The sequence below is a fragment of the Streptomyces sp. NBC_00400 genome (assembly GCF_036048035.1).
Taxonomy (GTDB): Bacteria; Actinomycetota; Actinomycetes; order Streptomycetales; family Streptomycetaceae; genus Streptomyces.
This window is the reverse complement of record NZ_CP107940.1, coordinates 5,170,818-5,186,502: the sequence shown is the minus strand read 5'-3', so window position 1 is coordinate 5,186,502 and position 15,685 is coordinate 5,170,818. Positions and strand designations below refer to the sequence as shown.

The window sequence follows — 15,685 nt, the reverse complement described above, 5'->3', positions numbered from 1 at the left end:
CCGCTCACCCGGATCGCCCGGCCGCCCGTCACCGTCCACCGCTCACGGCCACCGCCCACGGGGCACACCCACCAGCCGGCGGCGACCGCCCACCAGCCGCCCCCACTCACCCGGGATAGACCGGCGCCGTCCCGTCCTTCGCCACGGTCTTCCAGTTCGCGTCCGGAGGCAGCCGCACAATGCCCTCCGTGGCATCGGCGATCAACGGCCGGGTCTCGTCCTCCGAGGCCGCCACCGCGATGACGCCGTTGACGCCGGGCAGGGTCTGCGCGTTGGACGCCGAGCCGTCGGTCTCCATGAACTGCATCTGCTGGACCCCGCCGGACTCCCGCCCGACGACCACCAACCGGCTGCCGCCCGCCCAGGATGCGGCCACCACATCCTCCAACTGGGGTGCGATCGGCCGCAGTTCCTGCACCGAAAGTTCCGGATGCGCCGAACTTCCGTCGCGCTCGACCCGGCCCAACTGGAGTGTCGTACGGCCCTTGTCCTCCACCAGGACCGCGATCCGGATGCCGTCAGCGGCCACCTTGATCGCCTTGATCCGGCGGTCGCCGAGACCGGGCACCGCGACCTTTTCGGGGGCGCTCTTGCCCTCGCGCAGCCGCAGCAGCCGTGAACCGTGCGCATCGCGGTCCGCGATCCACAGATCGCCCAGACCGTCCCAGCTCGGCGCCGTCAGCCCCATATCGGGGTTCTTGGCCGAACCCGTGCTGGTCAGCAGCGGATCACCGCGCTCGATGCCGTCCTCCATCGGCGCCACATACAGCGACCGGCCGTCGCCCGACACACCCGCCGCGGTGTCCTCGCCGCGCGAGATGGCAACCGAGCGCAGCGGGGTCTTGCCGGTGCCGAACGGCCCGCGCACCGGCGTCGGTTCGGTCGCGGAGTCCGACATTCCGACGACCTTGTGGTCGGCGTCGATGAAGTACTCCTTGCCGGAGCGCCCGGTGCCCGGGGACGGGGCGAAGTCCTGCTGGGCCTGCTCCTGGGACAGTGAGCACAGCGAGTTGCCGCTGTTGTCCTGGAGCTCGACCTCGCTGATCTTCGAAGCCCGTGTCATGTCCTGGACGGTGAAGAAGAGCTGAGCCGCCATCTGCTTGCACTGGGTGGTGTCGGTGTTCACCGCGTCCTTGCTGAGCTTGACCCGCAGCGCGTTGGAGTCGTCCAGCGCCAGGTCATGCGCGGCCAGCCGGGTGCCGGTCGGGAAGGCCGAGGTCGTCACGTGGTTCAGCCAGTCGGTGGGCCCGGACAGCAGCGCCTCCACGCTGGCCGTGATCGGCTTTATTCGCTGCCGCAGATAGACCGGGTCCGCGACCAGCACGTTCCGGTTCGCCTTCGGCTCCCCCGACTCGGAGTTGTAGGACGCGAAGTAGTACTTGTTGACGGAGCGATAGATGCGCTGGAAGTCCGACAACCCGAGCACCAGCCCGTTGGGCAGCCGGTCGATCCGCCACTGTCCGTCCTCCTTGATGAGGTGGATCGTCTGACGGTAGGGCTTCTCCTCAGGGGTGTAGGCGTGGCTGTCGTCCACCGCCGCCACCTGGCTGCCGGACAGGGTGACGGTGTAGCCGTTCGAGTCCTCCCGGTTGGGCAGCGCCTTCGGCTCGGGCTTCGGGCGCTCCTGGAGCACATTGGTGACCTGGAACGGCCGCCAGGTCCGCTTCGCCGATTTGGCCAGATACTGGGTGGCCGTACGGAAATCCGCCTCGTCACTGGTCGTGGCATCGAGGAAGCTGCGGACGATGTTGGTCGGCTGCGCACCGTCCTGCGGGGGGACTCCGTAGACCCGCACCTGCGACTCGCCTTCGGAGCGCGGCGACTGGTCGACCGAGGTGACGTCCCCGCCGTCGGGCATCGACGCACACCCGGCCAGCAACGCCGCCGCGCAGCCCAGCAGCAGGAATGTCCGCGCCGGCCCGGCTCCCCTGCGGGCGCGCGTACGGGGTCCGGTCCCCGCCTGGTGCCCGTCTCGGCGCTCAGTGTCCACGCAGCCCGCCTTCCCGATCCACGCCCCGTTCGGCTTCCTGCTCGCCCCGGCCCTCGTCGACCGGCTCGTCAGCGCACGCACTCTCGCCGTGCGCCGCCTCGTCGCTCCCTGCACCCCCGTTGTGCGGCACCACACGGGCACCGTTGCCGGGCAGCGCCGTCGGGTCGGCCGCCGGCAAGGACACCTTCGGCTCCGGGGCGGGGACTGCGCTGTCAGCCGCTTGTGCCGCACGCGTCTGCACCGGGATCGTGGACGTCTTGCGCGCCGCCCCGGCCCGCGGCTGTCCCGTCTCGTCCAGTCCGCGGTTGCGCCGCGAGTCCTCCGGCTCCAGGGGGATCGGGGACCCGCGCAGCGTCTCGCCGGCCGTACGGGGCAGCGTCAGCCGGAACTGCGAGCCGCCGCCCGGCTCGCCCCAGGCCTGCAGCCAGCCGCCGTGCAGCCTGGCGTCCTCGACGGCGATGGACAGGCCCAGCCCCGTACCGCCGGTCGTGCGGGCCCGGGCCGGGTCCGCACGCCAGAAACGGTTGAAGACCCGGCTGGCCTCGCCGGGCTTGAGGCCGACACCGTAGTCACGCACCGCGACGGCCACCGCGCCGCCGCTCGGGCTGCCCGCGGACGCCAGCCGCACCACCACCTCGCGGCCCTCGCCGTGCTCGACGGCGTTGACGACGAGATTGCGCAGTATGCGCTCCACCCGGCGGGTGTCCGCCTCGGCGATCACCGGCTGCTCGGCGCCGCGTACCACTATCCGGGTGCCCTTGCGCTCGGCGAGCGGTTCGGCCCCCTCGATGACGCGGTGCACCACATCGCGCAGATCGATCGGCTCGGCCTCCAGCGCGGCCGCCCCGGCGTCGAACCGGCTGATCTCCAGCAGCTCCGCGAGCAGGGATTCGAAGCGGTCGAGCTGGCCGCGCAGCAGCTCGGCGGAGCGCGCGGTGGCGGGGTCGAACTCGTCCCGCACCTCATGGATGACATCGGCCGCCATCCGTACGGTCGTCAGCGGCGTACGCAGCTCGTGCGAGACGTCGGAGACGAAGCGGCGCTGCATCCGCGAGAGCTCCTCCAGCTGCTGGATCTTGACCTGGAGGTTCTGCGCCATCTTGTTGAAGGACTCGCCGAGCCGGGCGATGTCGTCCTCGCCGGTGACCTTCATCCGCTCCTGGAGGAGACCGGCGGCCAGCCGCTCGGAGATCCCCGCGGCCATCCGTACGGGCGTGACGACCTGCCGCACCACCAGCCAGGCGATCGCGCCGAGCAGGATCACGACGAACACCCCGGCCGTCGCCAGCGTCCCCGTCACCAGCTTGAGCGACTCCTCCTCCTGGCTGAACGGGAAGAGGTAGTAGAGCTGGTACTGGTTGCTGTTCACATCGTTGAGCCGCTTGCCGATGATCAACGCCGGTACGCCGTCGTCCGACCCGATGCGCTTGATCTCGGTGTACTGGCGGAACGTCCCGGATTTGGTCTCCAGCTTCCGCCGCAGCTCGGGGGGCACGCTGCGCTCGGGATCGACATCGCCGGAGGCGCGCGGACCGCGGGTGCCGGGGCTGGAGTCACCGAACGGTTCGTCGGAGTCCGAGCTGAGCGCCACGACGGAGAAGACGCCCTGCCCGCCGCTGGCGAGCTGTTCGACCAGGCCGGTCAGCCAGGTCGCGGAGTCCTGGGTGCCGCGGTTTCCGGTGCGCGCGGTGTCGTCGGGCCGGGTGTCGTCGGCGCCGTCGGCCATCTTCTGGGCGACGCTGAAGCCGCCCACGGCCTGACTCTGCGCGGCCTGCGCCTTGGCCGTGAGCAGGCCGTTGCGGACCTGGCCGACGACCACGACGCCGAGCAGCAGCACCACGGCCAGCGACATCAGGAGCGTGGTCGCCACCACGCGCAGCTGGATATTGCGCCGCCACAGCCGCAGGGCGGGCAGCAGCGGCCGCCGCACCCAGCGGCTGAAGAGCCGGAGCAGAGGGTGGACCGGCCCGCTCACCGCGCCGTCGGGCAGCAGCTGCCCCCCGCGCAGCAGCCAGGCAGACACCTTCCCCGAAAAGGACATATCGCCCGACGGGTCGACGGTGCGCCCCCGCTTTCCCTCCGGGGCCGAACCGTCCCGGGTCATCTCAGCTGGGCCCGGCCTTGTAGCCGACCCCGCGCACGGTCACCACGATCTCCGGCCGCTCCGGATCCTTCTCGACCTTGGAGCGCAGCCGCTGCACATGGACATTGACCAGCCGGGTGTCGGCGGCGTGCCGATAGCCCCAGACCTGCTCCAGCAGCACCTCACGCGTGAACACCTGCCACGGCTTGCGCGCCAGTGCCACCAGCAGATCGAACTCCAGCGGCGTCAGCGCGATCGACTGCCCCTCGCGCTTCACCGAGTGGCCCGCCACATCGATAACCAGGTCACCGATCGCCAGCTGCTCGGGCGTCGGCTCCTCCGAACGCCGCAGCCTCGCCCGGATACGGGCCACCAGCTCCTTGGGCTTGAACGGCTTGACGATGTAGTCGTCCGCGCCCGACTCGAGCCCGACCACCACATCCACCGTGTCGCTCTTGGCGGTCAGCATGACGATCGGCACTCCGGACTCGGCCCGGATCAGCCGGCACACCTCGATACCGTCCCGCCCCGGCAGCATCAGGTCGAGCAGCACAAGATCGGGCTTGGTCTCGCGGAAGGCCGCAAGGGCCTTGTCACCGTCCGAGACAAACGACGGTTCAAAACCTTCGCCGCGCAGCACGATGCCAAGCATCTCTGCCAGTGCGGTGTCGTCGTCGACGACCAGGACGCGTCCCTTCATTCGGCCATCATCCCATTACCTGATCGTGACTTACTCCATCGTGACGTGGAACACACCTCTGCCAGCCCGTCCCGGGTCACCGGCGACACCACTCCGGCCTCCGTGACGATCGCCGTCACCAGGTCCGCCGGAGTGACGTCGAAGGCCGGGTTGTAGGCCTGTGCGCCCAACGGCGCCACCTGTATACCCGTGCCCGCCTCCACCCCGGGCCCCTGTGCGTACGGCAACGAGAACTCCGTCACTTCCTGGCCCGGCCGCTGCTCCACCTCGATGTCCGACCCCTCCTCGGTCTCCAGATCCACCGTGCTGGTCGGGGCCACCACCACGAACGGAACGTGGTGGTACCGCGCCAGCACCGCCAGTGGATAGCTGCCGATCTTGTTGGCCACCGAACCGTCCGCCGCGATCCGGTCCGCGCCGATCAGCACTGCATCCACCTCACCCCCGGCGAACAGCGACCCTGCCGCGCCGTCCGGGAGCACCGTGTAGGCCATACCCGTGCGCGCGGCCTCGTAGGCGGTCAGCCGCGCCCCCTGCAGCAGCGGCCGCGTCTCGTCCACCCACAGCCGGCGCAGCTCACCGGCACGGTGCGCCGCCAGCGCCACTGCGAGGGCGGTGCCCTCGCCCCCGGACACCAGCGCACCCGCATTGCAGTGCGTGAGAATCCGGTGGCCGCCGCCCGGCAGCAGCTCGCCCAGCAGCGCCAGCCCGTGTTCCGCCATCCGGGCGCTGGCCTCGATGTCCTCGGCATGCACGGCCCGCGCCTCGGCCAGCGCCGCGGCCGCCTGCGCATCGGCCCCGCCGGCCGCCGCGGCGCGGTACGCAGCGGCCGCCCGCCGCACGCCGTAGCCCAGGTTGACCGCGGTCGGCCGGGCCTGCGCCAGCGCCTCCACCGCTTCCTCCACGTCAAAGCCCCGCGCTGCGGCCAGCGCGACGCCATAGGCGCCCGCGATGCCCAGGAGCGGCGCCCCGCGCACGGCCAGCGTCCGGATCGCCTCCACCAGCGCCGGAACGTCCGTGCAGACTCGCTCGACCTCCTCCGCCGGCAGCCGGGTCTGATCGAGGAGGACCACCACGGGCCCCTCGGGCAGCTCCTCCCAACGCAACGACGGAATGGTGAGCGCCTCGGCGCCCGCCTCGGATACCTCGTACTGATCGCCCATTCGTTCAGTCTGCCGCCGATCGCCCCTCGAACAGAAGGTCCCCTCTCCCTCCAGGCACCGGTACACAACGCCGACGGCCATGACACGATGACTGCCACCGCGGACCCCGCACCCCGGCCGCCCCGGCGGACGGGCAGCAAGAAGGAGCGACGATGAACAACTCTCCGGGCTGGGCCTCGCCCGGATCCACTCCCTCCGACGAGCCGGGCCGCGGCACTCAGGAGCAGCCCCCACAGGAAGAGCAGCCCCCGCAGAAAGACCGGTCCGGCTCCGGCGAGCAGCCGACCCCGCCGAACTGGTCCAAGGAACAGCCCCCCGCCGGCCGCTGGTCGGCCCCCACCGGCATCCCCGGCCAGAGCGGCCCCCACGGGAGCGGTAGCCTCGCGAGCGGCGAGCGCTCCCGTGCCTCGTCGCCCGGCCCGGGAGGCCCCGCTTGGGGCGGCAATCCCGGCCACTGGGGCAACCACCCCGGCAGTCAGCCCCCTTGGGGCGGTGCCTGGGCATCCGGGCCGCAGGCCGCCAAGCCCGGCATCATTCCGCTGCGCCCGCTCGCCGTCGGCGAGATCCTCGACGGTGCCGTCGCCACCATGCGCGCCCACTGGCGCACGGTCCTCGGCATCTCGCTGATCGTCGCGGTCGTCGCACAGACCGCCATCACCGTGGTCAACGGCCTCTGGTTCCAGGGCTCCGGCCGCGCGCCTTCCCTGGCGGACGACAATGTCCCGCCCCTCCGCGAAACCCTGCAGCGGATGGGCACCGCGCTCGCCGCCAGCGGCATCACCACGGCGATCGGGCTGCTCGCCACCCTCGTCGTCACGGGGCTCCTGACCATGGTCGTGAGCCGTGCCGTCCTGGGCCGCTCGGCGACCGCCGGGGAAGCCTGGCGCGATGCACGTACCCAACTCCCGCGCCTGCTCGGCCTGCTTGTCCTGCTGCCCCTGTTCATCACGGCGATATGCGCAGTCGGCGTGGCTCCGGGCCTCATCCTCACCGCCACCGGCACCCCGGAAGCCGGGCTGCTCCTCACCCTGTTCGGCGGGCTGGCCGCCGGCATCGTGAGCATCTGGCTGGGGGTCCGCTACAGCCTCGCCTCCCCCGCCCTGATGCTGGAGAAGCAGGGCGTCGTCAGCGCCATGCGCCGCTCCGCGAAGCTCGTACGGGGCACCTGGTGGCGGGTGCTGGGGGTGCAGCTCCTCGCTTTCCTCCTGGTGGGCATCGTCGAGTTCATCATCCAGATCCCGGCCACCATCATCGCCTTCGTCATCGGCGGCGAGAGCCTCGTGGACTGGGCGAACGGCACCAGCAACACCACCAGCTGGCCTTTCCTGATCGTGCTGGGCATCGGAGCCGTCATCAGCTCCACCATCACCTTCCCGATCACCGCCGGCGTCACCGCGCTCCTGTACATGGACCAGCGCATCCGCCGCGAGGCACTCGACCTCGAACTCGCCCGCGCCGCGGGCCTCCCCGGCTACGGCACCGACGCTCCCCGCCCCCACCCGGCCGCGCCCGCTCCCCCAGCCACGAGCACGACCGCCGACAACGCACCGGCAACTGCCGCCCCGGCCTCCGCCGGCACCCCTGCGGACGAGGCGAAGACGGACAACTCCACGCCGGACGGCCCCCACGCGGAAGGCGCCCACACGGAACGCGCCCCAGCAGAGGAAAGCACCGACGCGCACAGCCCCGAGGCGGGCACCGCGACCACCGGCGGCGCCACGCCCCCGGCCGCCCCGGCCACGGACACCACTCCGCCCGCCGACCGTCCCGGCCCATGCCCCGACGACGCCGCGCCGGGAAGCTGATGCGGTGACCGGAGGGGGGAACATGGCCGCGCTCGGACGACTCGTGGCGCGCTCCGACGACGACATACCGGTGCGGACTCCACGCGTCCCCGCCCGCGAGGCGGCCGAACGCGAACTGTCCGACCCCCGGTACCACCAGCACGACCCCAACCCGATCCAGCAGGCTCTTGACTGGCTCTGGGCACGCATCAACGAACTCGCCAACGCGGCCGCCGGCACCACACCGGGTGGCTGGATCGGGCTCCTCGCCATTGCCGCCTGCGTCGTTCTGCTGCTCATCGCCCTCCGGCTGCGTCTTGGTGCGGTACGCCGCACTCCGGCCACGAGCGGCGCACTCTTCGCCGAAGCGCCTCGCACTGCCGCCGAACACCGGTCCGCAGCTGACCGGCACGCCGCCGAGAGCCGCTGGAACCAGGCCGTCCAGGACCGGATGCGCGCCCTCGTCCTCGCCCTGGAAGAGCGCACCCTGCTCACCCCCGGCCCTGGCCGCACTGCTGACGAGGCCGCCACCGAAGCCGGCCGCGCATTTCCCGAGTACGCCGGCCAACTCCGCACCGCGGCCCGCACCTTCGACGACGTCACATACGGCGGCCGTCCCGGCACGGAGGCGGCGTACGCCCTCCTGGCCGGCCTCGACACCGATCTGCAGCACGCCAAGCCCGCCCTGGCCACCACCCCGACCAGGAGCAGCGGATGACCACGGCCGCCACCGGCGCCCCCGCGCCAACTCCCACCGCTCGTAGTCTGTGGACCCGGTTCCGCGGCCCGCTGCTGGCGCTCCTTCTGCTCGTCGTCAGCGGTGTGGTCCTCGGGGCTCTGCAGTCCGGCGAGCAGCACGGACGGCTCGACCCGCGCTCCGCCGACCGGACCGGGAGCCGGGCCCTGTCCCAACTCCTGGCCTCCCACGGCGTCTCCACCCAGGTCGCGACCAGTTCCGAGGAGGCCGCTGCCGCGGCCGGCCCCGGCACCACGCTGCTCGTCACCAATCCTGACCTGCTGACACAAGATCAGCTGACGGGCCTGCACACCGCCACTGCGCACACTCCCGGTCGCACCGTCCTGCTCGCCCCGCGAACGGCGGCCCTCGAAACCTTCGCCCCCGGCGTCCAAATGGAACCCCCGGCCCCTACCTCGGTACGCCGGCCTTCCTGTTCCCTGCCGGATGCCCGCCGTGCGGGCAGCGCCCTCCTCGGCGGCCTCCGCTACGCCACCGCCGCCGACGGAGCCGATCGCTGCTACCCCGGCGCCGGCGCCCCCACCCTGCTGCGGCTTCCGGCCCCGGACAACGGCCGCGACACCGTGCTCCTCGGCTCCGCCGATCTCCTCTACAACCACCATCTCGCCGAGCACGGCAACGCCTCGCTTGCCCTTCAACTCTTCGGTACGCACAAGCATCTGGTCTGGTACCTCCCCTCCGTGAGCGACCCGTCATCCGTTCAGGGCGATCAGCGCGGTTTCCTCGACCTCATCCCTTCCGGCTGGCGCTGGGCCCTGCTCCAACTCGCCTTCGCCGCCGTGTTGGCGGCCCTGTGGCGCGCCCGCCGACTCGGCCCGCTGATTGCGGAACGGCTCCCCGTCACCGTCCCGGCCGCCGAAACCACCGAGGGCCACGCCCGCCTCTACGAGCAGGCCAACGCCCGCGACCGGGCCGCTGCCGTGCTGCGCTCCGCAACCCGCACCCGGCTCGCCCCTCTTATCGGAGTGTCCTCGGCGCACGCCCACACTGCCGACGCCCTCCTGCCCGCTCTCCACACCCACTCGACCTCCGCCCCCGGCACCGAAGCAGGTCTCCATGCCCTGCTCTTCGGCCCGGCTCCCGCGGACGACAGAGCCTTGGTGCACCTGGCCGACCAACTCGACGCACTCGAATCCTCGATCGTTTACCAAGAGAGGCACGCCCCCCGTGAGCACCCCGACCGCTGACAGCGCCCGAACCTCCCTGGAGGACCTGCGCTCCGAGATAGCCAAGGCCGTCGTAGGCCAGGACCCCGCCGTCACCGGGCTGGTCGTCGCCCTGCTCTGCCGCGGTCATGTGCTCCTCGAAGGCGCCCCCGGCGTCGCCAAGACCCTGCTCGTACGCGCTCTCTCGGCCGCACTCGAACTCGACACCAAGCGCGTCCAGTTCACCCCAGACCTGATGCCGAGCGATGTCACCGGCTCACTGGTCTACGACGCCCGCAGCTCCGAGTTCTCCTTCCAGCCAGGCCCCGTCTTCACCAATCTCCTGCTCGCCGACGAGATCAACCGCACGCCTCCCAAGACCCAGGCGTCCTTGCTCGAAGCGATGGAAGAGCGGCAGGTGACCGTCGACGGCGCAGCCCGCCCCCTCCCCGAGCCGTTCCTGGTGGCGGCCACACAGAACCCCGTGGAGTACGAGGGCACCTACCCGCTCCCCGAGGCTCAGCTCGACCGTTTCCTGCTGAAACTGACGGTGCCGCTCCCCGCCCGTCACGACGAGATAGACATCCTCACCCGGCACGCGGCCGGCTTCAGCCCTCGCGACCTGGGCGCCGCCGGACTGCGCCCCGTCGCCTCCACCGCTGACCTCGACGCTGCCCGGGCCGCGGTCGCCAAGACCGCCGTCTCCCCCGAAGTCACCGCTTATATCGTCGATATCTGCCGTGCCACCCGAGACTCCCCCTCGCTCTCTCTCGGCGTCTCCCCCCGAGGCGCCACCGCCCTGCTCTCCACGTCACGAGCCTGGGCCTGGCTCACCGGCCGCGACTATGTCACCCCTGACGACGTCAAGGCCCTTGCTCTTCCCACGCTCCGGCACCGCGTCCACCTCCGCCCCGAAGCGGAGATGGAAGGAGTCACCGCAGACTCCGTGATCAACGCCGTTCTCGCTCATCTCCCCGTCCCCCGCTGAGACGACACCGTGGCCCTTACCGGACGCACCGCCCTCATCTCCGCACTCGGAGCACTCTTCGTCGGCTTCGTGCTGCCCAGCTGGCTTGGCGTCGTCCTCGTCCAACTCGCCTTGCTGCTAGCAATTTTGTGCGATCTCCTGCTCGCCGCGCCAGTGCGAAAGCTGCATATCACCCGAACCGGTGACACAACAGTTCGACTGACGGGCGAAGCCTCCTCGCACCTCACCATCACCAACCCGAGCCGCCGCACCCTGCGCGCCACGCTCCGCGACGCCTGGCCCCCGAGCTCCTTCCGCCCCGGCGCGGACGCCTCCGAGTCCCGCCACAGCATCCGCATCCCCGCCGCCGAACGCCGCCGCCTCACCACCACGCTCCGCCCCACCCGCCGCGGCGACCATCAGGCGGTCCGCGTCACGGTCCGCTCCTACGGCCCGCTCGGCCTGGCCGCCCGGCAAGGAAGCCGCCACGTCCCCTGGACGTTGCGCGTCCTGCCCCCCTTCACCAGCCGCAAGCATCTCCCCGCCAAGCTCGCCCGGCTCCGCGAACTCGACGGCCGCACCAGCATCCTCACCCGTGGCGAAGGAACCGAGTTCGACAGCCTCCGCGACTACACCCCCGGCGACGACACCCGCTCCATCGACTGGCGCGCCACCGCCCGCCGGCACACCCTCGCAGTCCGCACCTGGCGCCCCGAGCGCGACCGGCGCATCCTGCTCGTCCTGGAGACCGGCCGTACCTCCGCGGGGCGAGTCGGCGACATTCCCCGCCTCGACGCTTCCATGGACGCCGCCCTGCTGCTCGGCGCCCTCGCCGCCCGCGCGGGCGACCGCGTGGACCTGCTCGCCTACGACCGCCGCATACGCGCCTCCGTACAAGGCCGCACGGCACGCGACCTTCTCCCGGCCCTGACCGACGCCCTGGCGCCCCTCGAATCCGAACTGGTCGAGGCAGATGCCCGCGGCCTGGCCGCCACCATCCACCGCCGCACCCCGCGACGGTCCCTCATCGTGCTCTTCACCGGCCTGGACACAGCCCCTGTGGAAGAAGCTCTCCTGCCCGTCCTCCCTGGCCTCGCCCAACGCAACGAACTCATCGTCGCGGCGGTGGCCGACCCCCGCATCGAGGAAATGGCCGCCGGCCGTCACACCCCGCAGGCCGTCTACGCAGCCGCCGCAGCGGAACAGACCCACGCCGCCCGTCGCCGCACCGCAGACCGCCTCCGCCACCACGGCATCACCGTCATCGACTCCACCCCGGCCCGCCTGGCCCCCGACCTGGCCGATGCCTACCTCACCCTGAAGTCCACCGGCCGCCTGTAGAGCCGTCTGGCCCCACCTCTCCGGAATGCAAGCTCTGGACAGCGGCGGATACACACCACGAAATATGTGGCGTGGCTACGCAGCATGGGCTACCCAACAGCCCCACGGGAGAACGACACCACCGCCAGGTGGACCCGTCCCAACCTCAGCAGCACACTCCGCCCAGAGGGCGCTCGAGAACGCCGGCAAACAAGCTGAAGGACACCGGCAGAGAGCCAAGACCCAGCCGCTTCAGCTTTCTTTCCCCAACCCCCGCCATCCCCCTCCCCTGACCACACCCCATAAGCCCAACACTCCACCTCGCCACGCAAAAATGCCCCGCCCCCGGAGTCGAAGCCGGAAACGAGGCATGTCACCAACGCAAAAAAGCTCCGGTCCCTGAACCATCAAGGTTCAGGGACCGGAGCTGAAAAATTGTTCGGCGGCGTCCTACTCTCCCACAGGGTCCCCCCTGCAGTACCATCGGCGCTGAAAGGCTTAGCTTCCGGGTTCGGAATGTAACCGGGCGTTTCCCTAACGCAATGACCACCGAAACACTATGAAGTTAACCAACCCGGCACAATCACAGGTCGTTACTTCAGAACCTACACAGTGGACGCGAGCAACTGAGGACAAGCCCTCGGCCTATTAGTACCAGTCAACTCCACCCGTTACCAGGCTTCCATATCTGGCCTATCAACCCAGTCGTCTACTGGGAGCCTTAACCCCTCAAAGGGGGTGGGAGTACTCATCTCGAAGCAGGCTTCCCGCTTAGATGCTTTCAGCGGTTATCCTTTCCGAACGTAGCCAACCAGCCATGCCCTTGGCAGGACAACTGGCACACCAGAGGTTCGTCCGTCCCGGTCCTCTCGTACTAGGGACAGCCCTTCTCAATACTCCTACGCGCACAGCGGATAGGGACCGAACTGTCTCACGACGTTCTAAACCCAGCTCGCGTACCGCTTTAATGGGCGAACAGCCCAACCCTTGGGACCGACTCCAGCCCCAGGATGCGACGAGCCGACATCGAGGTGCCAAACCATCCCGTCGATATGGACTCTTGGGGAAGATCAGCCTGTTATCCCCGGGGTACCTTTTATCCGTTGAGCGACGGCGCTTCCACAAGCCACCGCCGGATCACTAGTCCCTACTTTCGTACCTGCTCGACCCGTCAGTCTCACAGTCAAGCTCCCTTGTGCACTTACACTCAACACCTGATTGCCAACCAGGCTGAGGGAACCTTTGGGCGCCTCCGTTACTCTTTAGGAGGCAACCGCCCCAGTTAAACTACCCACCAGACACTGTCCCTGATCCGGATCACGGACCCAGGTTAGACATCCAGCACGACCAGAGTGGTATTTCAACAATGACTCCACCATGACTGGCGTCACGGCTTCAAAGTCTCCCACCTATCCTACACAAGCCGAACCGAACACCAATATCAAGCTATAGTAAAGGTCCCGGGGTCTTTCCGTCCTGCTGCGCGAAACGAGCATCTTTACTCGTAATGCAATTTCACCGGGCCTATGGTTGAGACAGTCGAGAAGTCGTTACGCCATTCGTGCAGGTCGGAACTTACCCGACAAGGAATTTCGCTACCTTAGGATGGTTATAGTTACCACCGCCGTTTACTGGCGCTTAAGTTCTCAGCTTCGCCACACCGAAATGTGACTAACCGGTCCCCTTAACGTTCCAGCACCGGGCAGGCGTCAGTCCGTATACATCGCCTTACGGCTTCGCACGGACCTGTGTTTTTAGTAAACAGTCGCTTCTCGCTGGTCTCTGCGGCCACCACCAGCTCAGGAAGTAAATTCCATCACCAGCAATGGCCCCCCTTCTCCCGAAGTTACGGGGGCATTTTGCCGAGTTCCTTAACCATAGTTCACCCGAACGCCTCGGTATTCTCTACCTGACCACCTGAGTCGGTTTAGGGTACGGGCCGCCATGAAACTCGCTAGAGGCTTTTCTCGACAGCATAGGATCATCCACTTCACCACAATCGGCTCGGCATCAGGTCTCACCCTCATGTCATCCGGATTTGCCTGGATGACGGGCTACACCCTTACCCCGGGACAACCACCGCCCGGGCTGGACTACCTTCCTGCGTCACCCCATCACTTACCTACTACCACCTTGGATCAGCGGCTCCACCACTCCCCTTTGTCCGAAGACTCCAGGGCGGCTTCACGGCCTTAGCATTAATGGATTCGATATTGGGCGCTTCAAAGCGGGTACCGGAATATCAACCGGTTGTCCATCGACTACGCCTGTCGGCCTCGCCTTAGGTCCCGACTTACCCTGGGCAGATCAGCTTGACCCAGGAACCCTTAGTCAATCGGCGCACACGTTTCCCACGTGTGTATCGCTACTCATGCCTGCATTCTCACTCGTGAACCGTCCACAACTCGTTTCCACGGCTGCTTCACCCGGCACACGACGCTCCCCTACCCATCACAACGGACGTTGGTCCTCATGCTGCAATGACACGACTTCGGCGGTGTGCTTGAGCCCCGCTACATTGTCGGCGCGGAATCACTTGACCAGTGAGCTATTACGCACTCTTTCAAGGGTGGCTGCTTCTAAGCCAACCTCCTGGTTGTCTCTGCGACTCCACATCCTTTCCCACTTAGCACACGCTTAGGGGCCTTAGTCGATGCTCTGGGCTGTTTCCCTCTCGACCATGGAGCTTATCCCCCACAGTCTCACTGCCGCGCTCTCACTTACCGGCATTCGGAGTTTGGCTAAGGTCAGTAACCCGGTAGGGCCCATCGCCTATCCAGTGCTCTACCTCCGGCAAGAAACACACGACGCTGCACCTAAATGCATTTCGGGGAGAACCAGCTATCACGGAGTTTGATTGGCCTTTCACCCCTAACCACAGGTCATCCCCCAGGTTTTCAACCCTGGTGGGTTCGGTCCTCCACGAAGTCTTACCTCCGCTTCAACCTGCCCATGGCTAGATCACTCCGCTTCGGGTCTTGGGCACGCTACTCAACGCCCTATTCGGACTCGCTTTCGCTACGGCTTCCCCACACGGGTTAACCTCGCAACATACCGCAAACTCGCAGGCTCATTCTTCAAAAGGCACGCAGTCACGACGCACCGAGCAAGCTCGATGCGCGACGCTCCCACGGCTTGTAGGCACACGGTTTCAGGTACTATTTCACTCCGCTCCCGCGGTACTTTTCACCATTCCCTCACGGTACTATCCGCTATCGGTCACCAGGGAATATTTAGGCTTAACGGGTGGTCCCGCCAGATTCACACGGGATTTCTCGGGCCCCGTGCTACTTGGGTGGTTCTCAAACGAGCCGCTAATGTTTCAGCTACGGGGGTCTTACCCTCTACGCCGGACCTTTCGCATGTCCTTCGCCTACATCAACGGTTTCTGACTCGTCGACCGGCCGGCAGACCGATCAAGAGAACTCCCACAACCCCAACCACGCAACCCCTGCCGGGTATCACACGTGACTGGTTTGGCCTCATCCGGTTTCGCTCGCCACTACTCCCGGAATCACGGTTGTTTTCTCTTCCTGCGGGTACTGAGATGTTTCACTTCCCCGCGTTCCCTCCACACTGCCTATGTGTTCAGCAGCGGGTGACAGCCCATGACGACTGCCGGGTTTCCCCATTCGGACACCCCCGGATCAAAGCTCGGTTGACAGCTCCCCGGGGCCTATCGCGGCCTCCCACGTCCTTCATCGGTTCCTGGTGCCAAGGCATCCACCGTGCGCCCTTAAAAACTTGGCCACAGATGCTCGCGTCCACTGTGCAGT

9 protein-coding genes and 2 rRNA genes are annotated in these 15,685 nt (G+C 68.2%); 5 read left to right on the top strand and 6 right to left on the bottom strand.

Features of this window, described 5'->3' with window-relative positions:
- Positions 1 to 106 precede the first annotated feature (106 nt).
- The 4 genes from OHS81_RS22750 to mtnA form a co-directional block, all read right to left on the bottom strand.
- The gene (locus OHS81_RS22750; protein WP_443058749.1) at positions 107 to 1,990 is read right to left on the bottom strand and encodes an LpqB family beta-propeller domain-containing protein; all 1,884 of its coding nucleotides are present in this window, start codon (positions 1,988 to 1,990) and stop codon (positions 107 to 109) included.
- On the bottom strand, positions 1,980 to 4,031 hold the full coding sequence (mtrB, locus tag OHS81_RS22745; protein WP_328386516.1) for an MtrAB system histidine kinase MtrB: 2,052 nt from the start codon (positions 4,029 to 4,031) through the stop codon (positions 1,980 to 1,982). Before mtrB ends, OHS81_RS22750 begins: the two co-directional genes overlap by 11 nt.
- 64 nt (positions 4,032 to 4,095) lie before the next feature.
- Positions 4,096 to 4,773 (bottom strand): two-component system response regulator MtrA, encoded by a 678-nt coding sequence (mtrA, locus tag OHS81_RS22740; protein WP_088797934.1) that lies wholly within the window; start codon positions 4,771 to 4,773, stop codon positions 4,096 to 4,098.
- Positions 4,770 to 5,936 carry an S-methyl-5-thioribose-1-phosphate isomerase gene (gene mtnA / locus OHS81_RS22735; RefSeq protein WP_328386515.1) on the bottom strand — a complete coding sequence of 389 codons (1,167 nt, stop codon included), beginning with the start codon at positions 5,934 to 5,936 and terminating at the stop codon, positions 4,770 to 4,772. Before mtnA ends, mtrA begins: the two co-directional genes overlap by 4 nt.
- A gap of 152 nt (positions 5,937 to 6,088) precedes the next feature.
- Between mtnA and OHS81_RS22730 the strand changes: the two genes are divergently transcribed.
- From OHS81_RS22730 to OHS81_RS22710, 5 genes are read left to right on the top strand one after another with little or no spacing between them, the layout of a single operon-like run.
- Positions 6,089 to 7,741, top strand: a complete 1,653-nt coding sequence (locus tag OHS81_RS22730) for a DUF7544 domain-containing protein (RefSeq protein ID WP_328386514.1) — start codon at positions 6,089 to 6,091, stop codon at positions 7,739 to 7,741.
- 22 nt (positions 7,742 to 7,763) lie between these two features.
- Positions 7,764 to 8,438 (top strand): DUF4129 domain-containing protein, encoded by a 675-nt coding sequence (locus tag OHS81_RS22725; protein ID WP_328386513.1) that lies wholly within the window; start codon positions 7,764 to 7,766, stop codon positions 8,436 to 8,438.
- The gene (locus tag OHS81_RS22720) at positions 8,435 to 9,664 is read left to right on the top strand and encodes a DUF4350 domain-containing protein (RefSeq protein ID WP_328386512.1); all 1,230 of its coding nucleotides are present in this window, start codon (positions 8,435 to 8,437) and stop codon (positions 9,662 to 9,664) included. The genes OHS81_RS22725 and OHS81_RS22720 overlap by 4 nt, the downstream gene beginning before the upstream one ends.
- On the top strand, positions 9,645 to 10,610 hold the full coding sequence (locus OHS81_RS22715; protein WP_328386511.1) for an AAA family ATPase: 966 nt from the start codon (positions 9,645 to 9,647) through the stop codon (positions 10,608 to 10,610). Before OHS81_RS22720 ends, OHS81_RS22715 begins: the two co-directional genes overlap by 20 nt.
- Before the next feature lie 9 nt (positions 10,611 to 10,619).
- Positions 10,620 to 11,930, top strand: coding sequence for a DUF58 domain-containing protein (locus OHS81_RS22710; RefSeq protein WP_328386510.1), 1,311 nt, complete (start codon positions 10,620 to 10,622; stop codon positions 11,928 to 11,930).
- A 416-nt stretch (positions 11,931 to 12,346) separates the two neighbouring features.
- On the opposite strand, the gene rrf is transcribed toward OHS81_RS22710, so the two are convergent.
- A 5S ribosomal RNA gene (gene rrf / locus OHS81_RS22705) occupies positions 12,347 to 12,463 on the bottom strand.
- A gap of 74 nt (positions 12,464 to 12,537) precedes the next feature.
- Positions 12,538 to 15,659 (bottom strand): 23S ribosomal RNA (locus OHS81_RS22700).
- Positions 15,660 to 15,685 lie beyond the last annotated feature (26 nt).